22 protein-coding genes are annotated in these 24,444 nt (G+C 60.6%); 18 read left to right on the forward strand and 4 right to left on the reverse strand.

Annotation, left to right across the window (positions count from 1 at the left end; all coding sequences use genetic code 11):
• The first annotated feature begins 10 nt into the window (after positions 1 to 10).
• Positions 11 to 493, forward strand: coding sequence for a PaaI family thioesterase (locus DYI42_RS00755; protein ID WP_209227020.1), 483 nt, complete (start codon positions 11 to 13; stop codon positions 491 to 493).
• A complete protein-coding gene (locus tag DYI42_RS00760) occupies positions 493 to 894 on the forward strand; it encodes a PaaI family thioesterase (protein WP_009803497.1) in 402 nt (133 codons plus the stop codon). Before DYI42_RS00755 ends, DYI42_RS00760 begins: the two co-directional genes overlap by 1 nt.
• A 16-nt stretch (positions 895 to 910) precedes the next feature.
• Here DYI42_RS00760 and DYI42_RS00765 read toward each other — a convergent pair whose 3' ends face one another.
• The gene (locus tag DYI42_RS00765) at positions 911 to 2,200 is read right to left on the reverse strand and encodes a TetR/AcrR family transcriptional regulator (protein WP_244867357.1); all 1,290 of its coding nucleotides are present in this window, start codon (positions 2,198 to 2,200) and stop codon (positions 911 to 913) included.
• 142 nt (positions 2,201 to 2,342) lie between these two features.
• Between DYI42_RS00765 and DYI42_RS00770 the strand changes: the two genes are divergently transcribed.
• The 6 genes from DYI42_RS00770 (at position 2,343) to DYI42_RS00795 (ending at position 8,025) form a co-directional block, all read left to right on the forward strand.
• Positions 2,343 to 3,131: a glucose 1-dehydrogenase gene (locus DYI42_RS00770; RefSeq protein WP_244867359.1), complete on the forward strand. Its 789-nt coding sequence runs from the start codon at positions 2,343 to 2,345 to the stop codon at positions 3,129 to 3,131.
• Positions 3,132 to 3,244: 113 nt separating this feature from the next.
• A complete protein-coding gene (locus DYI42_RS00775; protein ID WP_009803500.1) occupies positions 3,245 to 5,182 on the forward strand; it encodes an AMP-binding protein in 1,938 nt (645 codons plus the stop codon).
• A complete protein-coding gene (locus DYI42_RS00780) occupies positions 5,179 to 6,033 on the forward strand; it encodes an SDR family oxidoreductase (protein WP_009803501.1) in 855 nt (284 codons plus the stop codon). The genes DYI42_RS00775 and DYI42_RS00780 overlap by 4 nt, the downstream gene beginning before the upstream one ends.
• A gap of 4 nt (positions 6,034 to 6,037) precedes the next feature.
• Positions 6,038 to 6,742, forward strand: a complete 705-nt coding sequence (locus DYI42_RS00785) for an AraC family transcriptional regulator (RefSeq protein WP_244867361.1) — start codon at positions 6,038 to 6,040, stop codon at positions 6,740 to 6,742.
• A gap of 21 nt (positions 6,743 to 6,763) precedes the next feature.
• On the forward strand, positions 6,764 to 7,219 hold the full coding sequence (locus DYI42_RS00790; protein ID WP_209227023.1) for a PaaI family thioesterase: 456 nt from the start codon (positions 6,764 to 6,766) through the stop codon (positions 7,217 to 7,219).
• Between the two features lie 305 nt (positions 7,220 to 7,524).
• Entirely contained in the window at positions 7,525 to 8,025 is a 501-nt protein-coding gene (locus DYI42_RS00795; RefSeq protein ID WP_209227046.1) for a DNA-3-methyladenine glycosylase I, read from the forward strand.
• A gap of 87 nt (positions 8,026 to 8,112) precedes the next feature.
• Here DYI42_RS00795 and DYI42_RS00800 read toward each other — a convergent pair whose 3' ends face one another.
• Positions 8,113 to 8,541: a MarR family winged helix-turn-helix transcriptional regulator gene (locus DYI42_RS00800; RefSeq protein WP_084658444.1), complete on the reverse strand. Its 429-nt coding sequence runs from the start codon at positions 8,539 to 8,541 to the stop codon at positions 8,113 to 8,115.
• A gap of 98 nt (positions 8,542 to 8,639) precedes the next feature.
• Here DYI42_RS00800 and DYI42_RS00805 point away from each other — a divergent pair, with 98 nt between their 5' ends.
• The 3 genes from DYI42_RS00805 to DYI42_RS00815 all read left to right on the forward strand — a co-directional run bounded on the left by DYI42_RS00805 (position 8,640) and on the right by DYI42_RS00815 (position 11,254).
• Positions 8,640 to 9,074: a DoxX family protein gene (locus tag DYI42_RS00805; RefSeq protein WP_040608736.1), complete on the forward strand. Its 435-nt coding sequence runs from the start codon at positions 8,640 to 8,642 to the stop codon at positions 9,072 to 9,074.
• Positions 9,071 to 9,775, forward strand: a complete 705-nt coding sequence (locus DYI42_RS00810; RefSeq protein ID WP_209227026.1) for a glutathione S-transferase family protein — start codon at positions 9,071 to 9,073, stop codon at positions 9,773 to 9,775. Before DYI42_RS00805 ends, DYI42_RS00810 begins: the two co-directional genes overlap by 4 nt.
• Before the next feature lie 444 nt (positions 9,776 to 10,219).
• Positions 10,220 to 11,254: an IS110 family transposase gene (locus DYI42_RS00815; RefSeq protein ID WP_213544059.1), complete on the forward strand. Its 1,035-nt coding sequence runs from the start codon at positions 10,220 to 10,222 to the stop codon at positions 11,252 to 11,254.
• 377 nt (positions 11,255 to 11,631) lie between these two features.
• On the opposite strand, the gene DYI42_RS00820 is transcribed toward DYI42_RS00815, so the two are convergent.
• Together DYI42_RS00820 and DYI42_RS00825 are read right to left on the reverse strand one after the other, a co-directional pair.
• Positions 11,632 to 13,152 carry a class I adenylate-forming enzyme family protein gene (locus DYI42_RS00820; RefSeq protein ID WP_209227027.1) on the reverse strand — a complete coding sequence of 507 codons (1,521 nt, stop codon included), beginning with the start codon at positions 13,150 to 13,152 and terminating at the stop codon, positions 11,632 to 11,634.
• Between the two features lie 26 nt (positions 13,153 to 13,178).
• A complete protein-coding gene (locus tag DYI42_RS00825; protein WP_040608739.1) occupies positions 13,179 to 15,179 on the reverse strand; it encodes an FAD-dependent oxidoreductase in 2,001 nt (666 codons plus the stop codon).
• Between the two features lie 17 nt (positions 15,180 to 15,196).
• On the opposite strand from DYI42_RS00825, the gene DYI42_RS00830 reads away from it, so the two are divergent.
• From DYI42_RS00830 to DYI42_RS00860, 7 genes are read left to right on the forward strand one after another with little or no spacing between them, the layout of a single operon-like run.
• Entirely contained in the window at positions 15,197 to 16,486 is a 1,290-nt protein-coding gene (locus tag DYI42_RS00830; protein ID WP_238529675.1) for an acyl-CoA dehydrogenase family protein, read from the forward strand.
• The gene (locus DYI42_RS00835; RefSeq protein ID WP_009803511.1) at positions 16,483 to 17,262 is read left to right on the forward strand and encodes an enoyl-CoA hydratase/isomerase family protein; all 780 of its coding nucleotides are present in this window, start codon (positions 16,483 to 16,485) and stop codon (positions 17,260 to 17,262) included. Before DYI42_RS00830 ends, DYI42_RS00835 begins: the two co-directional genes overlap by 4 nt.
• 9 nt (positions 17,263 to 17,271) lie before the next feature.
• Positions 17,272 to 18,432, forward strand: a complete 1,161-nt coding sequence (locus DYI42_RS00840) for an acyl-CoA dehydrogenase family protein (RefSeq protein WP_009803512.1) — start codon at positions 17,272 to 17,274, stop codon at positions 18,430 to 18,432.
• A gap of 26 nt (positions 18,433 to 18,458) precedes the next feature.
• Positions 18,459 to 19,850, forward strand: coding sequence for a phenylacetate--CoA ligase family protein (locus tag DYI42_RS00845; RefSeq protein ID WP_040608814.1), 1,392 nt, complete (start codon positions 18,459 to 18,461; stop codon positions 19,848 to 19,850).
• Positions 19,847 to 21,454, forward strand: coding sequence for an acyl-CoA carboxylase subunit beta (locus tag DYI42_RS00850; protein WP_088652161.1), 1,608 nt, complete (start codon positions 19,847 to 19,849; stop codon positions 21,452 to 21,454). The genes DYI42_RS00845 and DYI42_RS00850 overlap by 4 nt, the downstream gene beginning before the upstream one ends.
• A gap of 10 nt (positions 21,455 to 21,464) precedes the next feature.
• A complete protein-coding gene (locus DYI42_RS00855; RefSeq protein ID WP_209227029.1) occupies positions 21,465 to 23,471 on the forward strand; it encodes an acetyl/propionyl/methylcrotonyl-CoA carboxylase subunit alpha in 2,007 nt (668 codons plus the stop codon).
• Positions 23,472 to 23,475: 4 nt separating this feature from the next.
• Positions 23,476 to 24,435, forward strand: coding sequence for a hydroxymethylglutaryl-CoA lyase (locus tag DYI42_RS00860; protein ID WP_009803516.1), 960 nt, complete (start codon positions 23,476 to 23,478; stop codon positions 24,433 to 24,435).
• Positions 24,436 to 24,444: the final 9 nt, after the last annotated feature.

Genomic DNA, 24,444 nt, shown 5'->3' on the forward strand with positions numbered 1-24,444 from the left:
AAAAGATCGCATGTCTGACATCACCCAAAAGAAGATGGAGCAAATCGCGCAGATGTGGAATGCGCGCGGCAAGGGTCTGATTACGCATATGGCGCTTGAGATCGAAGAGGTCTCGACCGAAGTCGTTCGCGTTCGGATGCCGTTCAATAAGGACTTTTGCGTCGATGCGGCACAAACCCTGCTTCATGGTGGTATCCTGACGGCCCTTCTGGACAGTGTCTTCGGACTGGCAAACTTTGTGGCCATCGAAGGCGTCAGTACCATGGCCACTCTTGACCTGAGAGTTGATTACCTGCGCCCTGCTCGTTCGCGCGCGGATGTCATCGTTCAAGCGCATTGTTTTCGCGAGACTCGCCACATCGCCTTCAATTCCGGCAACGTCTGGTTCGATGGCCATGAGGACGCTGAAATAGCCCGTGGAACCGCGTCGTTTGCTTTGACGCGCGGTGCGACCAGCCTGTTTGACGCGATGACAAAAGGAAAAGCCTCGTGATGGATTTGCAAACTGTCAATGCGCACGTATCCCGAGTGCCGTTTTTTCGATTCCTCAACTTTGAAGTCCACAGTTTGGATAGCCTCCATGCCGAAGCGGAAATGACCTTTGATGACCGCCATATCGGGAACCCGGTCATGGAGTACTACCATGGCGGTATAATCGCGAGTTTTATGGAAGCCACGGCTGCCATCGCGGTACAGCCCGATTTCGCCGACGTTCCGGCCAAGCCGATCAACCTAACCGTCGATTACCTCAGACCCGGTGTGAAAGGACCGCTTCTTGCGCGCGCCAATGTCACGCGCAAGGGCCATAGGATGGCCAGCGTTAGCGTACAAAGCTGGCAGGCGGAACGGGAAAAGGCGGTTGCCGAGGGGTTGTATCACTTCCTTCTGGTTTGACAAAAGCCAATCGCTTTCAGGGCGTGCCTTGTCCCGTGGACGGGGTCGCCTCCCGGCTACAAATTCCTTCGAGTAACAGATTGATGAGCATGCTGGAGAATTCAGGCAGTGATAGATATCCTTCCGCTCCTGCCTTGTTCGGGTCGAACCATTCCACCGTCCAATTCAAGGCGCCCAACATTACTTGGCGTAAGGGGACGATCTTGATATCTGACCGTATGGCACCGTCGTCCTGAGCGTCACGGAGTACCCCGTCCCAGAGTTCTCCATATTCATGGCGAATACCCCTGTGCCTCTCCCTGAAATGATTGGGGAGCATTCCATAGCTTCTGATATTCGCCGAAGTGAATTCGCTTGCCTTGAAGAGGAAATCCAGGTGCGCCCAGATTGCAGTCGCTATCCTGGCGTGATGATCGTACGGGGCATCGAATTTCCGCACGGCGCTTTCGACACCTGATAGCAAGTCCTTCAGTCCGGCGTTTAGAACTTCGTCAACGATTGCATCCTTGGAATCGAAGTGGTAATAGACGCTGCCCGCCTTCATGTTCGCTTCTTCCGCGATCTTCCTGAGCGTCGTCGCCTTGTAGCCATTGTCCCTCAGAACGCGCGCCGCGGCCGTCAGGATTTCTGCACGGGTCTTAGCCGCCTTGCCGTCGGGGTCCGGAGTTTTAACGTGTGTGGCGGGGCACTGCTTCAAGCCTTCGGTATCCGCCTTACAATGCAGACACATTCCGTCAAGTATCAGCTTACTCATTCGTTCCGCGAGGATGTGCACCGGATACTTGTCGACATCGTACCATTCTACGGTCCAGTTCATGGCACTTAGGATGAACTGGCGGATCACAGCAGTGGATATGTCGCTTCGAAGGTGGCCGGCGCGTTTGGCGTCATTCAGGAATTTGCCCCAGGCACCCGCATATGATGCACGCAATTCGCGATGCGGGGTGCGTGTTTCGTCCGACAACATCGGATAGTTCCGAATATTGGCTGACGTAAAGTCGCTGTCGGTCAATAGGTAGGTAAGGTGTGTTTCAATCAGCACTTCGAAAGTCTTGCGAAAATCCTCCGAACTTGTCGGTGCCGACCGAACGATTTCACTGACCGCCTCATATAGTTGACGGACGCCAAGATCGAGAACTTCGCTCAGAATCTGGTCCTTGGATTGAAAATGATAATAAATGCTGCCGGCCTCAATGCCAGCTTCCTGCGCGATGTCGCGCATAGTCGTTGCGTAGTAACCTTCGTATCGAAACAGTCGAGCAGCCGCCGAGAGGATGCCTTCGCGTGTCCTCTCAGACTTGCTCAAGTCGTCGCTCAGTGTCCTGGGTGGGTCAGTCTTGTGTACCATTCCATTTCGATACTTGCGGGACACGAGACTGTCCATTGCATTAAATCTAACAAATGTTAGAATAACGCAAGGAACGTTCCGAATCAAGTTCTTTGCCAAGATGATAGCGGAAGAGGAGGACCTCCATATGCGAGGGTTGAGTGGAAAACGCGTGATCGTGACCGGCGGCGGCAGCGGCATCGGGCGCGCGGTGTGCGAACGGTTCGGCGAAGAAGGTGCCGAGATTGCGATCTTTGACATGAGCGAAGACGGGGCGAAGGAAACGGTTCGCCTGATCACCGAGGCCGGCGGCAAGGCGCAGGCCTTCAAGGTGGACATCACCGACCGTGCCCAGGTCGACAAGGCTGTAGCCGAGTTCGAGGCTGGGGGTCCGGTCGATGTGCTGGTGAACAATGCCGGCTGGGACGTAATCAAACCGTTCCTCGACACAGATGCCGATCTTTGGAAAAAGGTCATCGACATCAATCTTTACGGTCCGCTGAATATGCATCACGCGGTGCTTCCGAGCATGGTCAAGAACGGGGGCGGCCGTGTGGTCAACATCGCGTCCGACGCCGGACGCGTCGGATCATCCGGCGAAGCCGTGTATTCGGCCTGCAAGGGTGGCATCATCTCGTTCACCAAAACCGTAGCCCGCGAACTGGCGCGTAAAGGTATTCAATTGAATGCGGTCGCCCCCGGCCCGACCGATACGCCGCTGTTCGCTCAGGTTGCCGAGGGCGAGGCCGGTCAAAAGATCGCCGAAGGTCTCAAGCGGGCGATTCCGATGAAGCGTCTTGCGCAGCCGACAGATTACCCCGGCATCATCTGCTTCCTGTCGTCGGACGACGCAGGGTTCATTACCGGCCAGGTGATTTCGGTTTCGGGCGGCTTGTCCATGCACGGTTAAAACGCTGGCAGCAGCGCCGGACACAAGGCGCTGCTGCCAAACCGTGCCAAGAGTTACCTCCCCGACTGGTCGCGCCTTAAGTGCGGCCCTTTTTCGTTGTAGAAAGGTTGCGAATGTTTCAGCCAGGCTCTGACATCCAGCGGACAAGCACGCTGACCGCATTTCTGAGGGGCTGCGGCATTGACAGTTACGAGGATCTCGTCCGCCGTTCGAATGAAGACCCAGACTGGTTCTGGGGCCAGATCATTGACCATGCCGGGATACGGTTCGCGCGGCCCTACAGCCGGTTGCGAGATATCTCCGAAGGGCCCGAATCGATCCGGTGGGCCGTCGGGAGTACTTTGAATCTGACGGAAACCTGTCTTGACGCCCGAATTGCCGATGGCTTGGGCGACAAGGTCGCAATCGACTGGGTCGGCGAAGACGGAAGCCGCCGCCGCTGGACCTATTCCGACCTTACCGCCGAAGCCTCCCGCGTCGCCTCGGCCCTTGCCGCGCGCGGTGTAAAGCCGGGTCAGGCGGTGGGCATCTATATGCCGATGATCCCCGAAATCGAGGCCGCGCTTCTTGGTATTGCCCGGCTGGGCGCGGTTGCGGTGCCGCTGTTTTCCGGTTTTGCGCCCCATGCCATCGTATCGCGTCTGAACGACGCGGATGCCGTGGCGGTGTTGACGGCGGATGCCACACCCCGGCGAGGCAAGCCGGTCTGGATGGAAGCGACCCTTGCCCAAGCTTTGACCGACGTGCCATCGGTTCATACCGTGATCAGCCTGCGACGGTTCGGCGGTGCGGTGGCCGATCCGGCCCGCGATCTGGACTGGACCGAAACCGTGGGCCGCGCCAGTCCGGAGTTTGCCGCCATTCCCGTCAGTGCCGACGACACCTTTCTGATCGCCTATACATCGGGCACCACCGGGCGGCCCAAGGGGGTGGTGCATACCCATCTGGGGGTACAGGCCAAGGCCACCGCCGATTTCCTGCTTTGTCTCGACATGAAACGGGACGACCGGCATCTTTGGATGACCGACATGGGGTGGGTTATGGGGCCGCTCACGCTGTTGTCGGTGCTCTTGTCCGGTTCGACGCTGGTGCTGGCCGAAGGCGCACCTTCAATGCCCGGCGATCCCTTCAGACTTCTGCGCCTTGCGTCCGAAATGGAGGTCACGCATCTTGGCGTGGCCCCGACTCTGGTCCGGCAGTTCATGACGCAGGATACTGAACCTTTGTCGGGCTACGACCTGTCGCCCCTGCGCATTGTCGCCTCGACCGGTGAACCCTGGACCGACGACGCCTGGCTCTGGCAGCTCGATCATATCTGCCGCCGCCGCGCGGTGCCGCTGAACATCTCGGGCGGGACCGAGCTTTTTGGCGCGATCCTGACCTCGACCGTGCTGCATGAAATCAAGCCCGGCGGATTTTCGGCCCAGGCCTTGGGTGTCGGCGCCAAGGTGCTGCGCCAGGACGGCAGCGAAGCCGCGCCGGGCGAGGTCGGCGAACTGGTCGTGACTCAACCGCCACTGGGTCTGACCCCGGCCATTTGGGGGGACCGCGATCGCTATCTTGAAACCTATTGGTCCACCTTCCCCGGCCTCTGGCGGCACGGCGACTGGGTGCGCTGCGATCCGGACGGGACATGGTATATTCTGGGCCGGTCCGACGACACGCTGAACATCGCCGGCAAACGCATCGGCCCGCCCGAGATTGAGGCGGCCCTGACCGAAACCGGAGAGGTGGTGGACGCCGCTGCCATTGCCGCACCCGACGATATCAAAGGCGTGGCCGTCGTCTGCGTCTGTGTGGCAGCCCAGGGCGTCACGCCTGACGCAGAGCTTGTGGAGCGGCTCAAGGATCGGGTCGGAGAGATCGTCTCGAAACCCTTCCGCCCGCGCGAGATCCACTTTGTCGAGGCCCTGCCCAAGACCCGCAGCATGAAAACCATGCGCCGGATCGTGCGCGCGGCCTTTCTGGGCGAAGATCCGGGCGATCTGTCGTCGATCAGCAACCCGGAAACCATTCAACCCATCGCAGACCTGCAAAAGGAAAAGCCATGATCACTGTTTTCGGAGCCACGGGCACCACCGGCGCCCCTCTTGTCGATACGCTTATGGCAAAAGGCGCGACCGTGCGTGCTGTCACCAGCGACCCTTCCAGGCTCGATGCGCTAAAAGCCAAAGGATGCGAGGCGGTCGTTGCGAATTTCACGGACCCTGCCGCGCTGGCGCGGGCCTGTGACGGGGCAGAAAAGATATACCTGGTCACGCCTGCCCATCTGGACATGCGTCAGTGGAAGGCGAATGTGATCGCGGCGGCCAAGACCGCGGGGGTGCGCCATGTTGTCGTGGCCACCGGGCTTGGCGCCTCGCCCAAGGCGGGGCTGACATTTGGGAAATGGCATTCCGAAACCCAGGAACTGCTGAAGCAAAGCGGCCTTGACTGGACCTTCGTCCAGCCGACCTATTTCATGCAGAACCTGCTCTGGCAGGCCGGCAATATTGCAAAAGATGGGGTCTATTACGACGATCTGGGCGGCCCTGTGGCCTGGATCGACGCCCGCGACATCGCGGATGTCGCTGCCGAGGCGCTGACCGCTCCGGGGTACGAAGGCAAGGGTCTTGGTCTGACCGGACCCGAAGCTCTTGCCGGAGAGGATATCGCGGCGCTTCTGTTCGAGGTGACAGGTCGGACTGTCACCTGCGCACCCCTGTCGGCCGAGGATGCCAAGGCGGGTATGATCGCAGGCGGAATGCAGGACGAGGTCGCCGGGGCCATGGTCGAACTGGCCTCCATCGCGCCCAAGGGCTATCTTGCTGGCATAGAAACTACGGTCAGCGACGTGCTGGGACGCCCGGCGCGCCGGTTTGCCGATTTCGTCGCCGAAAACCGGGATGCTTTCGTCAAGTAACCTGATGGCGGCGCCGCTTTATCTCGAACTGGCGCCGCCTGAGGAAGCGCCCAGACAGATCGACCACTTGTTCGTGTTCCGCGATACCGGTGTGCTGAGCGGTGGTGGACGCGGGCGGTTCGCAACCGACCTCTTTACCCTTTCGGTAACGCGCGACGACTGCGGCGGCGGGCGCGTATCGCTGGCAGAACCGCGCCCCTATTTTTCGCCCCGCCCAAGGCCATTCCAGGGTGTCGTGGCCGGGCTGCGACTGTCGTCACGACCGCAGCGATTTCCCGACTCCAAAGGGCTGGACATGCTGGCCTCAGAACTGGCCCGGGTTCAGACCGGGGACGATGACCTGCCTGCGCTCATCGCGGTGCTTGACGGCCTTGCGAGAGACCTGCGCTTTGCCGCACCACCCGGAGCTTACAGCGACCGGACCAAACGTCGAAAGGCGCGGGCGGAAACCGGCGTGTCGCGGCGGCGGCTTGCGACCTTGCGACGCTTTCGCCGGGCTCTCGGGCAGCTTGCGTCAAAGACCCTGCCGCTGTGCGATCTGGCGCTGGACGCCGGATATTACGATCAATCTCACTTGTCCGCCGCTTGCCGGATCTTCGCCGGCAAACCGCCCGGCGCGTTGCGCGCTCTGTCTATTCCGCGTCGTTTTGACCTTTCGCTACAAGATACGCGCCTCAAAGACCGCCTAAGATTGGTCATTGACGAATGAAATCGAAGAGGAAGACCCGCCATGACACAATTCAAACCGAAAAACCCCGACTATGACGCACGCGTGCGCAACAGTTTCGATCGCCAGAAGGCAATGAACACGTTGGGGATCAGCATTGCCGAGTTGTTACCCGGCCGCATCGTTCTGGAAATGGCACATCAGGTTGCACTGACCCAGCAGCATGGGTTTTTGCATGCCGGAATCGTGTCGACAGCGCTGGACAGCGCCTGCGGATACGCGGCCTTTTCGCTGATGCCAGCGGACGCGGCAGTGTTGACGGCCGAATTCAAGATCAACCTACTCAACCCGGCGGACGGCGAACGGTTTCGCTTCGTCGCTGACGTGGTGAAACCAGGCAGGACGCTGACCATATGCGAGGCGCGTGCCTATGCCGTGAAGGGCCAGGATGAAAAGCTCGTCGCAACGATGACCGGAACGCTCATGGCGCTGATCGGGCGGGCGGGGGTCGCGGACTGAGCGCAACCCGGCCGCAGCACATCCGATCCGGGCGGCCGGGCCGATTATTCAGACAGCTGGATCAGCTGTTCCAGCGGCTCGCGACCTCGGCCAACCGTTTCCCATAGGCGCGCGCGGTATCCAGATCGCCGCCAGCAGGTTCAGACCTGCCAAGCGGTAATGTTAGCCTTTAGCAGTGCGGTCGCCGATTGTCCGTCATCAGGGTTTTTCGGAGAGCTGAGACTGTATCGTAACGGAGGATCTGGTTCGGTTTCTGTTCAAGTTTATGCTGCAGCGGCCTGATGCTGCAACCGTAATTGGAACGGATGGACGCCCACGGTGCCGATGGGCTGCCGTCACGCCGGAGTTTCCAGTCAGGGCTGAGCTGGCGCACCATTCTGGCCAAGCGCGAAAACTTTCGTGCTGCCCTCGCCGGGTTCGACTTTCGGGGAGTTGCGAACTTTGACGACAACGACATTGAGCGCCTACTTGCCGATGAAGGAATTGTTCGCTATCGAGGCAAGATCGAAGCCGTGATCAACAACGCTCGCCGTACTTTCGAGGTCGTCCAAGAGGAAGGCTCCTTCGCTGCATTCATCTGGCTATATGAACCTGCCAAGGACGACGCACTGCCACAAATGCGGTCCAAATCACCAGCGTCCGAGACCCTGTCCAAAGATCTACGAAAGCTTGGCTTCAAATTCGTGGGACCGACCACCGTATATGCATTCATGCAGGCCATGGGATTTATCAACGATCACGCAGAAGTCTGTTGGATGCGAAAGGACGTCGAAACAGCCCGAAACACCCTTCGCACACCGACATAGGCAACTGTCGGCCAATTAACGTGAAAAAAATCAGGGCCACTTAGCGTGGAAAGTCAAAGACAGGTTTCGCGTCAGTCGACCGAGACTTCAGAGCCTTGAGAGTAGCGTGGCCAATTGAGCGGCGTCTTTGGGTTTCAGCTTTGCGCCGATCCTTTCCGACAGAACCCGTTCATAGATCGGCCACATCGCCCTCCTGACAGATTTACCCTTTTCAGAGATAGAAATGTTTTGACCTCGCCCATCTTCCGAGCAGTTCCGTCGGTCCACCAGCCCTGCTTTCACCATGCGGTCCAGCAACCGCGATGTACCGTATTGGGGTAACAAAATCCGGTCTTTGAGTTCGAATGGACGGAGTCCGTCCGGGCCTGCCTTCTCGAGTTCGAGAAGCGCGTCATACCATGCAAGTGGCGGGTATCCTGCCGATTTCAGAGACGATTCGACAGCCTCAAGCAAAACGCGGCTTTTAGTCATGAGGGCTGTCCAGGCGGCCTCAGTAGCATGGTCAATCTCGTTCATATCCAGCACCTATCATATACATGTAAGTGCATCAACCTTGACGTCGCATGTGACGCGTTATATATAGATGCAAATGCATCGACACATGGGATCATATCATGTCACAATCGCACCTCACAGAATTTGGGATATTCCTGCTCCGTATAGCACTCGGTATCATGTTCCTGGCGCACAGCCTGTTTCTCAAGCTCTTCATTTTCACACTTCCCGGAACGGCGCAGTTCTTCGTTTCGATCGGGCTGCCCGGCTGGTTTGCCTATATGATCTTTGCAGTCGAGGCGATTGCCGGTGCCCTTTTGGTCCTCGGCGTACAGGCTCGGTGGGTCGCGTCGGCGACCGTGCCCATCTTGGCCGGAGCGACCTGGGCTCACTCAGGAAACGGCTGGATGTTCGGATACGAGAACGGCGGGTGGGAATACCCGGCCTATCTGACGCTGCTTGCCGTCGTGCAAGGACTTCTGGGCGACGGCCGTTTCGCCCTCAGCCCCTCCTTCGCGCCCGGCAACGTGCAGATGGAGGGAGAGACAACATGAGCCTCCACCTCATTAGCCATGCGCTCTGCCCATATGTGCAGCGCGCAGCGATCTCGCTCACTGAGAAAAGTGTCACGTTCGAGAGAACTCACATCGATCTTTCGAACAAGCCCGACTGGTTTCTTGCCATATCTCCGCTGGGCAAGACGCCTGTCCTGGTTGTGGACGGGACGCCGATTTTCGAATCTGCGGTTATCCTCGAATATCTTGAGGATACACAACCCCACGCGCTTCATCCGCACGACGCTCTCGATCGCGCCCGCCACCGTGCCTGGATTGAATTTGGATCTGCTGTCTTGAACGACATTGCGGGGTTCTACTCGGCGCCGAACGATAAAGCGTTGGAAGCAAAAGTCGCGGCGCTCCGCGCAAAGTTCCTTCGGCTGGACGCGGAGCTTGGGGAGGGACCATGGTTCGACGGCCACCAGTTCAGCCTCGTCGATGTCGTCTTCGGCCCGGTCTTCCGCTATTTCGACGTTTTTGACGCCATCGGAGAGTTTGGCGTCTTCACAGGGCTTGCCCGTGTAAGGGCCTGGCGATATGAACTGGAGCGTCGGGTTTCTGTGAAGAGTGCCGTCAGTGAAGACTACCCGACTCTTCTGCGTGACTTCATCAGACGGCGCAATTCTTACCTGTCCCAGATCATGCAGACAGGAAGGCCGAAGAAGACTGTTACACAGGTGCAATCGGCTGACCGCTGATCACTTGATATCGTTTTGTCGGGCCGCAGTGCAGAACCGGACGTTTGAGTTCGCTTGGTGAATACCCGCTCTGTCCCGCACATCGGATAGTCGCCGACTTTCCCTTGAAGGCCCGCAGCAGCCCCAACCGGCACTTGCCGGCATTCCATGCCCGTCCGTGCGAAGCGCCGGGTGACCTGCTGCCCCCACAGCGCAACCGGGAACAAACCACCGATCGCGCTGATGAATGGCTCAGGGATCGAAGAATCCGCCTGAGCTCAAACCCCCGGGAAACCCCCAGCCGTGTGGTCCGACAGAGGGCAGCACGTCAATCGCGGGTCAATCTATCCCGGTTGGTGGACCACTTAGCGTAATCGCGGGTGGGCCTTCTCGACGAACGCCCGGATCTCCCACACTGGTCATCCAATGATCGGCGTTTTGCCGATATGTAGAAGGAGAACCAGCATGCCGAGTTATGCCGCTCTTGATGTTGCCCAAGAGACGACCGCGATCTGTGTTGTCGACGACGAGGGCCGCACCCTGACAGAGAAGAAGGTGCCGACCTGTCCGATTGCGATCTCCGACTTCCTGGCGCACGGCGCGCCCGATTTGGTGCGGGTCGGAATGGAGACAGGCCCCCTTGCAGTATGGTTGTGGAACGAACTGGCGGAGCGCCAAGTGCCCATCATCTGCATGGATGCTCGTCACGCCAACGCGGCCTTGAAGATGCGTCCAGTCAAGACGGACCGAAACGATGCTGCCGGCCTTGCTCAGATCGTGCGCACCGGCTGGTTCAAGCAGGTGCGCATCAAGAGCCGCAGCAACTATCAGATCCGTTCGCTGCTCACGGCACGCGAGATGCTGGTGCGCACGCGCGTAAGGATCGAGAATGAGCTGCGCGGGCTGTTGCGTACCTTCGGCGTGTTGTTCGGCAAACGTGTTGGCAGCTTTACGGAGCGCGCTGGCGAGATCATCTCGGGCGAGCTCGAGGCCGCACCCGAGATGCGTCTGGTTGCCGAAACGCTGATGAAAGCGCGCGCCTCGATTATGGACCAGATCAAGGTGCTCGACCGGCGCCTGTCCGCCGTTGCCAAGGCAACGCCGGTGGTGCGCTTGTTCATGACCGCGCCCGGAGTGGGCGTGATCACCGCCTTGTCCGTCGCTTCGGTCTTCGACGATGGGTCGCGGTTCAGGCGATCATCAAGTGCGGGAGCGTATCTCGGCCTGACTCCCCGCCGATACGAGTCTGGCGAGACCAGCCGCAACGGCCGCATCTCCAAACAGGGCAACCAGTTAACCAGAAAGCACCTCTACGAGGCGGCCACCACCCTGCTGACGCGCAACCTGCGCTTCTCAACGCTGAAGGCATGGGGCATGAAGCTGGCCAAGGCGTCGGGCTTCAAGAAGGCACGCGTGGCCGTTGCCCGCAAGCTTGCTGTCATTCTCCACGCCATGTGGAAGACAAACAGCCCGTTCCGCTGGAGCGAGGTCAATTCATGAGAACAAAGGAGTGCTACTGACCAACTGAAGACTTCAGGAATGCGTCCAGCCGGGACGCGTGGCCAGGATCAGGCCGGCCCTCTGAAACGCGGCGCTTCCGCAAGACGCACGGAAGATGACCGCGAGGACCACTTCGGCCGATCCACCATCTGACGCCAACATGCAGCGACACCAAGAGCGATCGACTGCGGAGAGAACCCTGAACCCGGCGAAGGCGCAGTCATGTAACAGAACCCTTGACCAGTGCGATTAGAGAACTTTCAGGGGGCTACTCCAAAGGGCGGGGATGAGAAGCTCGTCGCAACGATGACAGGAACGCTTAAATCGCTAGTGGGGCGAACGGGCGTGGCGGGGTGACGATCGGGTCGGAGCAAAAATTAATCTGCGAGCCGGGCTTCGAGGATATGCCGCTGGACCTTTCCGCTGGTCGATCTGGGAAAATCCTCGAACGCGATGAACAGAAACTTGCGCGGCCGTTTGTAGCCAGCGAGGTTTTCGCGGCACAATTTCATCAGCGCCTCGGCATCCGGCCCGCCCTTGCTGCAGGCGACAAAGGCCACCGGGCTTTCCCCCCATTTCACGTCGAATGCCCGCACTACCGCGGCATCGACCACACCGGGATGAGATAGAAGCACACGTTCGATTTCCGCCGGATAGACGTTCTCGCCACCGGTCTTGATCAGGTATTTCGCCCGATCCACGAAGTCGACGGTGCCGTCCGCATTGCGCCGGAACAAGTCGCCCATGTGGAAAAAGCCGTTGCGAAAATCGCGAGCGTTGGTGTCCTCGGCGTTCCAGTACCCTGAAAACAATGTCGGGCCCCGCACAGCCATTTCGCCCGGCGTCCCATCGGGGACTTCGCGGTCGTCAGGATCGACCAGCCGAACCTCACAAAATGCGCTGATGCGCTTGGAAAGCCGGTTCGGGGTAACACCCGGCGCAATCAGATCGGCGGTCCCCGGCGGCAGGCCGGTTTCGGTTGCGCCGAAAGAATTCAGATAGGGCGTGTCCAGAAGGGCTGTCAGTTCCGCGATCTGATGCGGCGGCACCAGATCGGCCATTGCGCCGCAAACCTTGATCCCCTTCACGGGCAAAGGGTTGGCGCGTCGTTCTGCGATAAAGGCGTCCAGCGCACCGGGCATCATCACGAACCAGCCGATCCGGTAGCGCGACAGCGCCTCGTTGATGACTGCAGGCTGCAATCCGTCCACCATCACCACGGTCCCGCCCCGCAAGATCGTTGCCAGCGCATGATCGGTGGAGGCCATGTGGAACATCGGCGCCCAGGCGATGAACCCGTCACCGGGATCCAGCGCCAGTTGTGCCGCAAATGCCATGGATCGGGCGATATGCGCGCGGTGGCTGATGAGCGCCCCCTTGGGCAGGCCCGTAGTCCCCGAGGTATATAGAATCGTCAGACCGGCCTCTGGATCGTCGACCATGCTTCCGATGCGCGGGTCCGGCCCGGCCCCGGCAATGGCCGTTTCCAGGTCTGGCCCGACGGTTAGACAGGGTGTCGACGCGACGGCGCGATACGCTTCTGAAAGTTCCGGTTCGACAACCGCGAGCACCGGCTCAACCAGATCGATGCAGTGCCACAGTTCATCGGGGACAAGCCGCCAGTTCAGACAGGCGACGATCGCGCCGATTCCCGCTGCGGCGAGTTCGACCTCCAAGTATTCAGAGCGGTTGTGCGACAGGATCGCAATCCTGTCGCCCGGTGCAACGCCCTTGGCCAGAAACACGGCAGCCAGACGATCGACCCGCTCCAGCAGCTCGGCATAGGTCAATTTCCTGCTGCCGTCCTCGATGGCGAGGGCGCGGGCGCAGTCATGTGCGCGGGTTCGAAAGATCGAATACAGATCAGCGCGCCCCGCGCGGATGACGTCGGTCAGCATAGTTTCCCCCTTGCCCGAGCTTCGGTTCAGAGATCCTGCGCCAGGCGCACGCCTTCATCAATGGCGCGCAGCGCATCCAGTTCGGCGGCCTCCTTTGCCCCGCCGATCATCGTAACCGGGACGCTGCGCGCGGCAAGCTCTTGGGCCAGGGTCCGTTCCGGTTCCTGACCGGTGCACAGCACAATTGTATCGGCTGCGATGACCTTTGGCATTCCGTCCGCGACGATATGCAGCCCCGCATCGTCGATATGTTCATAGGTCACGCCGCCCATTGCCTCGACCCCATGTTTGCGCAGCGCGTTGCGCAGGATCCACCCTGTCGAAACACCAAGCCCCGCCCCCGGTTTAGCGGTCTTGCGCTGCAGCATGACGACCTTGCGGCGCGACGGCTTCGGTGCCAGAGGGTCGCCCGCCAGGGCACCTGATGAGACAAATTCGGGGTCCACAGCCCAGGTTTCGCAAAAGACGTCGGAGTTGGCGGTCTCGGCGGGTTCGGTCACCAGGAACTCGGCCACATCATGACCGATGCCCCCTGCCCCCATCACGACGACACGGTCGCCCGCCACACGGTCGCCGGACAGAATTTCGGCGTAAGTCGCGACGCTGTGATGGTCGATACCCGGCAGGTCGGGAATGCGCGGCATGACCCCGGTGGCGATAACCACATGGTCGAAGCCTTCAAGATCGCTCGCCTCTACCCGCTGTCCCAGACGCTGCGTGACCCCGTGTTTCTGCATCTGACCGGCATAATACCGAAGGGTTTCGTCGAATTCGTCCTTGCCCGGTGCGGCGCGGGCCAGATTCAGTTGACCGCCCAGCTTGTCCTGCGCCTCGAACAGCGTGACAGCATGGCCCAGCCGCGCCGCCTCGGCGGCTGTGGCCATGCCCGCGGCACCACCGCCAACGACGGCCACTTTCTTTGGCGTGTCGGCTGGCGTATCCCGGAATTCCGTTTCACGCCCGGCCCTTGGATTGACCAGACATCCGACCGGCCGGTCCGAAAAGATGAAATCCAGACAGGCCTGGTTGCAGGCGATGCAGGTGTTGATCTCGTCCGCGCGGCCCTCTCGCGCCTTTTTCACGAAATGTGGATCGGCCAGAAACGGGCGCGCCATCGAGATCATGTCCGCATCGCCAGAGGCAAGTATGTCTTCGGAAAGCTGGGGTGTGTTGATCCGGTTCGAGGCGACCACCGGGATCGACACCGCCGCTTTCACGTTGGCTGCCGCCTTGCGCCAGGCACCGCGCGGCACCGGATAGGCGATCGTCGGCACGCGGGCCTCGTGCCAGCCGATGCCGGTGTTCAGAATATCCGCACCTGCGGCCTCGATCTTGCGTGCCAGTGCGGCAATTTCATCGGCGGGCGCGCCGCCCTCGATCAGATCGGCCGCCGAAATCCGGTAGATAACCAGAAATTCGGACCCACAGCGTTCGCGCACCGCGCGCACGATCTCGACCGGGAATCGGTGGCGGTTCGCGGCGCTGCCGCCCCAGTCGTCTTGGCGCTTGTTGGTATGGGTGACGGTGAATTCGTTGATCAGGTATCCCTCGGACCCCATGATCTCGACGCCATCAAAGCCTGCGGCCTGCGCATTGGCGGCTGCCACGGCAAAATCCTCGATGGTACGGAGAATGTCGGCTTCGGTCATTTCACGCGGGATGAAACGGTTGATCGGAGCGCGGATCGGCGACGGGGCGACACAGCCTTCGATCTTGGCATAGCGCCCGGCGTGGAGGAGTTGCGCGCAGATCAGGCTGCCTTCGGCCTGCACCGCCTCGCAGATCGGGCGCAGGCTAAGCGCTTCTTCCGGATCATCGATTCGCGGACCTTCTGGATCGAATATGCCCTCGGCATTGGGCGAAAACCCGCCGGTGACCAGAATCGCCGCCTCCCCCCGCGCCCGCTCAGAGTAAAAAGCGACCTGTTTGGCTATGCCGTCAGGCTCGGTTTCCAACCGCGTGTGCATCGACCCCATGATGACACGATTTCGCAATGTATGCTGGCCTGCGCGGATGGGCGAGAGCATGGTCCCAAAGCTCTCCGTTGGCTTATTCTCCACTGTGGGCATCCTCCTTAAAACTACGCTTGATCTGCATTCTAACATTTGTTAGATTTTTTAAAAGAAGATTTTCGCTCATGGGAGGAGCACCGATGCAGTTCCAGCCAACAGACGATCAGAAGGCGTTTCGCGAGACCGCAAAGCGCTTCGCAACTGAAAAGCTTGCGCCCACCTATCAGGCGCGCGCAAGCGGCCATACGTTCGATCGCGCCCTGATCAAGGAGATGGGTTCGCTTGGATTGATCGGGGCCGATCTGCCCGAAGACTTCGGCGGGCTCGGCGAAAGCTCTGTCACATCAGGGTTGATCGTCGAAGAAATCGCCTATGCCGATTTCAACGCGAGCTATGTGCAGCTTCTTGGCTCTCTCATGGGGGGCATGGTGGCCAAGCACGCCTGTCGGGATATCGCTGCGGAGTGGGTGCCCAAGGTGGTCTCCGGCGATGCCGTCATTGGCCTGGGCCTGACAGAGCCGCGCGGCGGATCGGATGCGGCGAACCTGATCCTGAAGGCCGAGAAGTCCGGAAACGGCTGGCGGCTGAACGGTGAAAAGACGTCCATGAGCTTTGCCAGCCAGGCCGATGCGGCCGTGGTTTTCGCCCGCACCGGCAATCCCGATGGCGGTTCGCGCGGGGTCAGCGCCTTTTTTGTCGATTTGAACCAGGACGGCATCAAGCGAACCCATTTCGACGACATCGGCACCAAGCCTGTCGGCCGCGGATCGGTGTTCTTTGATGACGTGTTTGTGCCGGCCGAAAACCTGATGGCCGAGCAGGACCGTGCCTTCGGGACGATCATGGCGGGCTTCGATTATTCCCGCGCGCTGATCGGGCTGGAATGCCTTGGCGCGGCGCAGGCCTCGGTGGATGAAACCTGGGCCTATGTGCAGGAACGCGAGGCGTTCGGTGCGCCGATCGTACAGTATCAGGGCGTCAGCTTTCCCTTGGCCGAGGCCGAAACCCAGCTGACCATGATGCGTCAGCTTTGCTATTACACGCTGGACCTGCGCGACCGGGGCATGCCCCACACGTCGCAAGCGGCGATGTGCAAATGGTACCTGCCTAAGACCGCCTGCGAAATCCTGCACCAATGTCTGATCCTGCACGGACATTACGGGTACACGACCGACCTGCCCCACCACCAGCGCTACAACGATGTGCTTGGTCTGCAGATCGGTGACGGCACCGCACAGATCCAGAAGCTTGTGATCGCCCGCGAAAAGGCCGGCCGCGTGGCGCTGCAATATGACAAGAAAGCAAAGGGGGCATCGAAATGAGCGCTCCCGTCGCAGTAATCACCCAAGGCAGCGTCGGCATTATCGAGCTGGCGCGCCCCGAGAAGTTCAATTGCCTGTCGCTTGAGGTGCATGAGTGCATTTCGAGCGCGCGCGCCAGGTTCGAGGCGGACCCGGATATCCGGTCGATCCTGATCCGGGCGCAGGGCAAACATTTTTGCACCGGAGCCGACCTGACCGAGGTGAAGGGCAAACTGAACGATCCCGCCGCGCTGGACCATTTCCTCGCCTTTGGCATGGAAAACCTGCGAGCGCTCGAAACCTCCTCCCTCCCTGTCGTAGTCGCAGTGCAGGGGTTGTGTCTGGCCGGCGGGGTCGAACTGATGCTGGGATGTGACGTGTGCTTTGCGGCCGAAACCGCGCAGTTCGGCGATCAACACGCACAGTTTGGGTTGATCCCTGGTTGGGGCGGCTCGCAACGGCTGACGCGGCTAATGGGGGAACGCCGGGCGCTTGACCTGATGTTCTCAGCGCGCTGGCTCAAAGCCGACGAGGCCAAGGAGGTCGGGCTGGTCAACTACATCGTACCGGATGCGGATCTGCACCAAGCCGCGCTGGAATATTGCGAAAAGATCGCGACCCGATCGCGCCCAGGGATCGCGGAAATGAAGCGGCTGGCGCGCGAAGGCGCAGATCTCGGCATCGACCAGCAGATGCGGCTTGAGCGTGACGCCGCCGTGCGCGCACTGCCCAGCGATGACGTCGCCGAGGGCCTCGACGCATTCGAGAACCGGCGCGCCCCCGAATTCAAGGCTTGAGGACGAAACATGGAATTCACTCTGAACGATGAACAGCGTCAGATTTACGAATATGGCGGTCAGCTGGCGCAGACATATGACAATGCTTATTGGCTGGAACACGCGCGCAAGCACGAGTTTCCCCACGATATGTTCAAGCAGATTGCCGATGACGGTTTTCTCGGCATCATGGTGCCCGAGGAATACGGCGGCGCGGGCCTCGGCATGACCGAAATGGCGCTGTTCATGGAAGGCACCGCCAATCACGGCATTCCGCTTTTGATGATGGTGGTCGGGCCGACCATGTCGCTGGCTCATATCGCCAGCCACGGGAGTGAATTCCACAAGAAAGAGCTGCTGCCGGCGGCCTGCCGCGGTGATATCCAGTTCTGTTTTGCGATCACGGAACCGGGCGCCGGGTCGAACACGATGAAGGCCACTACGCTGGCCAAACGTCGGGGCAACCGGTTCAGCCTGTCGGGCGAAAAGACCTTTATCACTGGCGCCGAGGTCTCGGACTATTGCCTAGTCGTGGCGCGAACCAAGCCGCATACCGAGGTCAGCCGCAAGACCGACGGCTTTACCCTGTTCGCAGTGGATCTGAAGAAAAAGGGCGTCGACAAGCAGCGGGTGAAGATCTCGATCCCCCTGCCCGAGGAACAGTGGACCCTGTTCTTCGACGAGGTGGATCTGGGCCCGGAGGACGTGGTCGGCGAGGTGGACGAAGGGTTCTCGATCCTGTTCGACAGTCTCAACCCCGAACGCATCATCCTGGCCGCCCTGTGCTGCGGCATCGGCCGGTTCGCCCTGAACAAGGGCGTGGCCTATGCCTCCGAACGCAATGTGTTCGGCCAACCCATCGGTGCGCATCAGGGCGTGCAGCACCCGATGGCCAAGGCGCACACAGCGGTCGAGATGGCCAGCCTGATGACCCGTCGGGCGGCCTGGGAGTTTGACAACAAACTGCCGGCAGGGGCGTCGTCAAACATGGCAAAATACGCCGCCGCCGAAGCCGGGATCGACGCGGTGGACGCCGCGCTGCAGGCGCATGGCGGATCGGGCTTCACCGAGGATACGGGACTATACGAGATGTACCCGCTGGTGCGCTTGTTGCGCACGGCGCCCGTGAACCGCGAGCTGTGCCTCAGCTTCATCGGCGAAAAGGTCATGGGTCTGCCGCGGTCTTATTGATCGCTCTGCCCGACATGGAGAACGACATGCAATTTGGAATGCGCTTCAGGCGGCAGGATGCCGCCGACAAGATAAATGATCGCTTCTGGCACACGATCGAGGGCACACCGCTCGACGAGGTGCGCCGTATTCAGGAAGAGCGGCTGCGCGATCAGATGGCGTATCTCAAGGCGAACTCGACCTTCTATCAGGAAAAGTTCGCCGAGGCCGGTGTGGACTTCGACGATATCCGCACCATCGAAGACCTGCAAAAACTGCCCTATACCTACAAGACCGAGATCCGCGAAAGCCTCGCTGCCGAGCCGCCCTTTGGCAAGCACCGTGCCGCGCCCATGTCGGACATCATCCAGATGCAGGCCTCGTCGGGCACGACCGGCAGCCCCTCATATGTGGCCCTGACAGAATCCGACGCCGAGATGTGGCACGAGATGACAGCGCGCTGCTTCTTTGCCAATGGCGTGCGCCCCGGCGACATGGTGTTGCACGCGTTTTCGCTGGCCAAGGGCTTTGTCGGCGGCATCCCCGTGATGCAGGGGTTGCAGTATATGGGCGCGATCGATGTGCCGGTGGGGGCGGATGGCGGTGCCGAACGGCTGCTGCGTGCCTGCGCGGATACGCGCCCGCGCTGCATCGTTGGTGCTCCGAATTTCGTTCTGCACCTGGCCGAAAAAGCGCCCGAAGTGCTGGGCTGCAAGGCTAGTGAGTTGGGCGTGGAACAGGTCATCGTCGGTGGCGAACCCGGCGGCGGCATCCCTGCTATCCGCGCCAAGATCGAAGCGGCTTGGGGGGCGAAATGCACCGAAATGCTGGGCGGAACCGATCTGGGCGTGACTTACTGGGCCGAATGCGACGAACAGTCGGGAATGCATATGGTCAACATGGACTATATCATCACCGAATTGCTCGATCCCGATAGCGGCAGGATCATTCCCTGGGAAAAGGGCGCCGAGGGCGAGATGATCTATACCGCGATCGGCCGCCAGGCGAGCCCGCTCGTGCGGTTCCGGTCAGGCGACTATATCGAGGTCATCGACACCGAATGCGCCTGCGGGCGCACCGGCCCCAAGATCCGCTGCACCGGTCGCACCGACGACATGCTGATCGTGCGCGGGGCCAATGTATTCCCGTCCGCCATCAACAGCGTAATCACCGAGATGGTGCCAGACACCAATGGCGTCATGCGGATCGTCGCTGATTTCGAGGGCCACACCACGCAGGGCGCGCTGACGGTGATTGTCGAACGCGGCCCCGGTCGTGATCCGGCCGATGACGCCGCCCTCAAGAAGAAGATCGAGCAACGCCTGCGCGACGCGCTTGTCTTCAAGGCCGACGTTCACCTGGTGGCGGCTGACACTTTCGAAAAACCCGGCGCCGCCAAGGTCGCCTTTGTTCTCAGGGAATATCCGAACCTGCCATGACCAAAATGAAATCCCTGCTTGATACCGGGTCCGACGACTTTCGGGCAAATGACGCACACTACCGTGAAAAACTCTCCGATCTGCACGCGCTGCGGCTGCTGCAACGTGTCGGCGGCCCCAAAAAGGCGCGCGACCGGCATGTGGAGAAGGGCAAGATCCTGCCGCGGGAACGGATTGAACGCCTGATCGACCCGGGCACACCATTTCTGGAACTCGGAGAACTTGCCGGGTTGAACAAATACAATGGCGTGCCGCCGGGCGCGGGCATCATCACCGGGATCGGTGTGATCGAGGGCCGTCAATGCATGATCATCGCCAATGATGCCACGGTAAAGGGCGGCACCTATTTCGGCATGACATCGCGCAAACATGTGCGGGCGCAGAAGATCGCATGGAAGAACCGTCTGCCCGTTATCACCCTCGTGGACTCCGGCGGCGCCTTCCTGCCGGATCAGGAAAACATCTTTCCCGACGAAGGCCAGTTCGGGTCCATCTTTCACCAACAGGTTGGCATGTCCGGCGATGGTGTGCCGCAAATCGCCGTGGTCATGGGGCCCTGCACTGCGGGTGGTGCCTATATCCCCGCGCTCTGTGACGAAGTGGTGATCGTGCGCGGTCAGGGCTTTATGTATCTGGGCGGACCGGAATTGACCTTTGCCGCAACCGGCGAAAAGGTCGAAGCCGAAGAACTGGGTGGCGGCAAGATGCATTCGTCCGTCTCCGGCGTGACCGACCATTTGGCTGAAGATGACGCCCATGCTCTGGCCATCACGCGCGAAATTGTCAGCCATCTTGGCGAAAAACCCCAACCCCGCAAGACGCCCGAAGCGCCCCGTGCGCCCGCCTACCCGGTCGAAGAGATTTATGGACTCATCAGCCGCGACCCCAAGGTACCGACCGACAACCGCGAAATCGTGGCTCGGTTGGTCGATGAGAGCGATTTTCACGAATTCAAACCGCTTTATGGCGACACGATCATGACCGGCTGGGGTCGCATCCACGGCCACGAGGTCGGTATTCTCGCCAATACAGGTGTGCTTTTCGTCGAAGCCGCGCTGAAGGCCACGCATTTCATCAATCTCTGCGTGCAGCGTGATATTCCGCTGCTGTTCCTGGCCGATGTGAACGGCTTCATGGTCGGGCGCGAGGTCGAGCAGATGGGCATCGCAAAAGCCGGTGCGAAGATGATCACGGCCATGTCTTCGGCCCGGGTGCCGAAATTCACAATCATCACCGGTGGCTCTTACGGGGCCGGATACCTGGCGATGCTGGGCCGCCCGTTCCAGCCGGACGCAATGTTCGCCTGGCCGACGGGACGGTCGGCGATCATGGGGCCGGAACAGGCCGCCAGCGTGCTGGCGCAGGTGCGCGCGCAGATCAACGAACGCGAAGGCAGAAACTGGACCGCCGAGGAGGAGGAGGCCTTCAAGGCACCGATCCGCGAGGAATACGAAGATTTTCAGGGAGCCTATAATTTTGCTTCCAACCTTTGGATCGACAGCGTGATCGAGCCCTGTGAGACCCGTGACGTCATGGCGCTGATGCTAGATGTGACATCGCGCAGACCCAAGGTCGAGACCAACTTCGGCGTGTTCAGGATGTGAGGAGCGAACCGTGAAAATCAAAACGCTTCTGATCGCCAACCGCGGCGAAATTGCCTGCCGGATCGCGCGCACTGCGCGGGCCAGCGGTATCACACCTGTCGGCATACATTCGCAGGCCGACGCCAATGCCCTGCATGTCCGCGAGATCGGCAAATCTGTCTGTATCGGCGGCGGACCGGCCTCCGAAAGTTACCTGAAGATCGACGCGGTGATTGCCGCCGCGCAATCGGTGGGCGCGGATGCGATCCATCCCGGTTACGGCTTTCTGGCCGAAAACCCCGATTTTGCCCGCGCGGTCGAAGCCGCCGGCATGATATTCATGGGGCCGACGCCGGAAACGCTGGAACGTTTCGGCGACAAGGCCAGCGCCAAAGAGGCCGCCGTGGCGGCCAGCGTCCCGGTGATTTCGGGCGCCGAAGGTGCGCGGTCCGATCCCGAGCAGATTGCCGAGGAGGTGCGCCAAATGGGCCTGCCGGTGCTGCTCAAGGCTGTCGGCGGCGGTGGTGGGCGAGGGCAACGGCTCGTCACCGACGAAACCACGCTGGTCGAGGACATCGAAGGCGCGCTGCGCGAAGCAAAATCCACCTTCGGTTCCGAAGGGCTGCTGTTGGAGCGTTTCCTGCCCGAGGCGCGCCATGTCGAAGTGCAGATCGCAGGTGACGGCAAGGGCCATGTGGTGCACCTGTTCGAACGCGATTGCACGCTTCAGCGCCGTCACCAGAAGGTCATCGAGGAAGCCCCGGCCTGGGGATTGCCGCGCACGCTTCTGGACGACATCGCGCGCGACGCGGTGCGCCTCGGTGAAACGCTGGACTATCGCGGGCTGGGCACGGTCGAATTTCTGGTCGCGGGGGACGAATATTTCTTTCTTGAGGTGAACCCGCGCATTCAGGTGGAACATCCCGTCACCGAAGCGATCACCGGGCTGGACCTTGTCGCGCTTCACCTGCGCATTGCCGAAGGCGCGGGCCTCGGGCTGGTGCAGGAGGATCTGGCGATCAACGGCCATGCGGTCGAGGCACGGCTATACGCCGAAGATCCGGCGATGCAATTCGCCCCGTCGACGGGTACGCTCACCACGCTCAGCCTGCCATCGGGCCTGCGTATCGACAGCGGCGTCGAGGAAGGCGATGCCGTCACGCCCTACTACGACCCGATGATCGCCAAGCTGATCGTGCACGCGCCCGACCGGGAAACCGCATTGGCACGTCTGGCCACGGCGCTTGATCATGTCGCGGTCGAAGGTGTCGAAACCAATCGCGCCTTTTTGACGGCGCTGGCGCGAAACCATGAATTCGAACGGATGCAGGTGCATACCCGCTGGATCGACGGCAGGCTGGATGAGCTGACACAGGCACCCGGCCTGACCCGCCCCGATCTGTGGAAAGCAACCGCTGCCATTCTCTTCGTGACCCAGTCGCGCAGCGACACAAACGCCAATCCCTGGACCAACCGTGATGCCTTTACCGGCTGGCGGCTTGGACTGGGCGGCGATGCGATGGAAGCGGGGCAGCGCGTGACGCTTACCGATTCTGACGAGGTATCCGAGGAATTGCGCGTCAGTCCTGTCAAACCGGGTGCCAGATACACCGTCTATTCGGAAAACGGCGAGGCGCTGACACTGTCGGCACGCGAAATCACGCCGGGCCGTTGGCGCCTGAACGAGGGCGACACTGTCCACCTGATCGAGGCACGTCTGCATGCCGGCGTGATCGAACTGGGCACGCCCGAAGGCCGCCTGGTCTTCCGCCCCGCCGCGCCCCTTGCCTTTGCCGGCGGCGATGCCGCGGCGGATCGCGCCGTGACCTCTCCGCTGACCGGCATGATTGTCGAAATCAAGGTCTCCGATGGTCAGAGCGTGGCCGAAGGCGACGTGGTTGCGGTCCTGGAATCCATGAAACTCGAAATCTCGATCCGGGCGGCCGCGGCCGGGATCGCCAGCCACATATCCGTCTCGAATGGAGACATGGTCGACCGGGGCCAGGTCATCGCCGAGATTCTGCCATCCGAGGAGTGATGAAATGAACGACTTTCCCAAATTCGTCGAATTTCGTGAAGAAGGCCCGCGCGAGGGTTTTCAGATCGAAAAGAAGATTTATCCGATCGAAGAGCGGATCGAACTGATCGACATGCTCAGCGAAACCGGTCTGAAGCGCATTCAGGTCGGAAGTTTCGTCAGCCCGAAATACGTACCGCAAATGGCCGACACCGGCGAGTTGTTCCAGCGTATCAAGCGCAAGCCGGGCGTGAATTACACATCGCTGTGGCTGAACGACAAAGGGTTTCGCAAGGCCCTGACCGCGCATGAGGTCGATATCGACCCGCGCCTGCTGTTCTATCCCTCCGAGGCATTCGCCCAATCGAACAACAATTGTTCCTCGGCGGAGATGCGGGAAAAACAACGCGACTGGGTCCGTCTTTACAAGGAAGAAGGATATACCGTCGACGCGGCCTATGTGATGACGGCATTTGGCTGCAACTTCGAAGGCCCCATCCCGCAAGAGCGAATCTTGGACGATTTCCGCTTTATCCTTCAGCTGTGCGAAGAAGAGAACATCCCCGTGCCGATCCTCGTGGTCGCCGACACCATGGGTTGGGGAAACCCCGAGGCGGTCAAACGGATGATCGGCGCGCTGCGCGAAATGGCGCCCGAGGCGCGCATCGGTATGCACATCCATGATACGCGTGGGCTGGGGATCGCCAATCTCCATGCCGCCCTGTCGATGGGCGTGGACATGTTCGAAAGCTCGGTCGCCGGTCTTGGCGGCTGTCCTTTCGCGGGCCACGGTCACGCCCGCGCCGCAGGCAATGTCTGCACCGAGGATGCGGTGTTCCTGTGTCACGAGCTCGGCATCGAAACCGGCATTGATCTGGACAAGCTGATCGCAGCGGCGAACAAGGCAGAAGAGATCATCGGCGTGCCGCTCATGGGCCGGGTCATGCATACCGGCGGCCTGGACAAATATCGCAAGGCAAGCTGAGGGAGAATG

This window comes from Vannielia litorea (genome assembly GCF_018424695.1).
Lineage (GTDB): Bacteria > Pseudomonadota > Alphaproteobacteria > Rhodobacterales > Rhodobacteraceae > Vannielia > Vannielia litorea_A.

Coding starts and splice junctions, on each gene's coding strand:
- DYI42_RS00800 (WP_084658444.1), bottom strand. CDS start 8,541: ATGAACGAGATTGACCATGCTACTGAGGCCGCCTGGACAGCCCTCATG.
- DYI42_RS00825 (WP_040608739.1), bottom strand. CDS start 15,179: ATGCTCTCGCCCATCCGCGCAGGCCAGCATACATTGCGAAATCGTGTC.
- DYI42_RS00805 (WP_040608736.1), top strand. CDS start 8,640: ATGTCACAATCGCACCTCACAGAATTTGGGATATTCCTGCTCCGTATA.
- DYI42_RS00790 (WP_209227023.1), top strand. CDS start 6,764: ATGACACAATTCAAACCGAAAAACCCCGACTATGACGCACGCGTGCGC.
- DYI42_RS00755 (WP_209227020.1), top strand. CDS start 11: ATGTCTGACATCACCCAAAAGAAGATGGAGCAAATCGCGCAGATGTGG.
- DYI42_RS00820 (WP_209227027.1), bottom strand. CDS start 13,152: ATGCTGACCGACGTCATCCGCGCGGGGCGCGCTGATCTGTATTCGATC.
- DYI42_RS00845 (WP_040608814.1), top strand. CDS start 18,459: ATGCAATTTGGAATGCGCTTCAGGCGGCAGGATGCCGCCGACAAGATA.
- DYI42_RS00850 (WP_088652161.1), top strand. CDS start 19,847: ATGACCAAAATGAAATCCCTGCTTGATACCGGGTCCGACGACTTTCGG.
- DYI42_RS00775 (WP_009803500.1), top strand. CDS start 3,245: ATGTTTCAGCCAGGCTCTGACATCCAGCGGACAAGCACGCTGACCGCA.
- DYI42_RS00770 (WP_244867359.1), top strand. CDS start 2,343: ATGATAGCGGAAGAGGAGGACCTCCATATGCGAGGGTTGAGTGGAAAA.
- DYI42_RS00780 (WP_009803501.1), top strand. CDS start 5,179: ATGATCACTGTTTTCGGAGCCACGGGCACCACCGGCGCCCCTCTTGTC.
- DYI42_RS00860 (WP_009803516.1), top strand. CDS start 23,476: ATGAACGACTTTCCCAAATTCGTCGAATTTCGTGAAGAAGGCCCGCGC.
- DYI42_RS00795 (WP_209227046.1), top strand. CDS start 7,525: ATGGACGCCCACGGTGCCGATGGGCTGCCGTCACGCCGGAGTTTCCAG.
- DYI42_RS00760 (WP_009803497.1), top strand. CDS start 493: ATGGATTTGCAAACTGTCAATGCGCACGTATCCCGAGTGCCGTTTTTT.
- DYI42_RS00815 (WP_213544059.1), top strand. CDS start 10,220: ATGCCGAGTTATGCCGCTCTTGATGTTGCCCAAGAGACGACCGCGATC.
- DYI42_RS00785 (WP_244867361.1), top strand. CDS start 6,038: ATGGCGGCGCCGCTTTATCTCGAACTGGCGCCGCCTGAGGAAGCGCCC.
- DYI42_RS00840 (WP_009803512.1), top strand. CDS start 17,272: ATGGAATTCACTCTGAACGATGAACAGCGTCAGATTTACGAATATGGC.
- DYI42_RS00810 (WP_209227026.1), top strand. CDS start 9,071: ATGAGCCTCCACCTCATTAGCCATGCGCTCTGCCCATATGTGCAGCGC.
- DYI42_RS00835 (WP_009803511.1), top strand. CDS start 16,483: ATGAGCGCTCCCGTCGCAGTAATCACCCAAGGCAGCGTCGGCATTATC.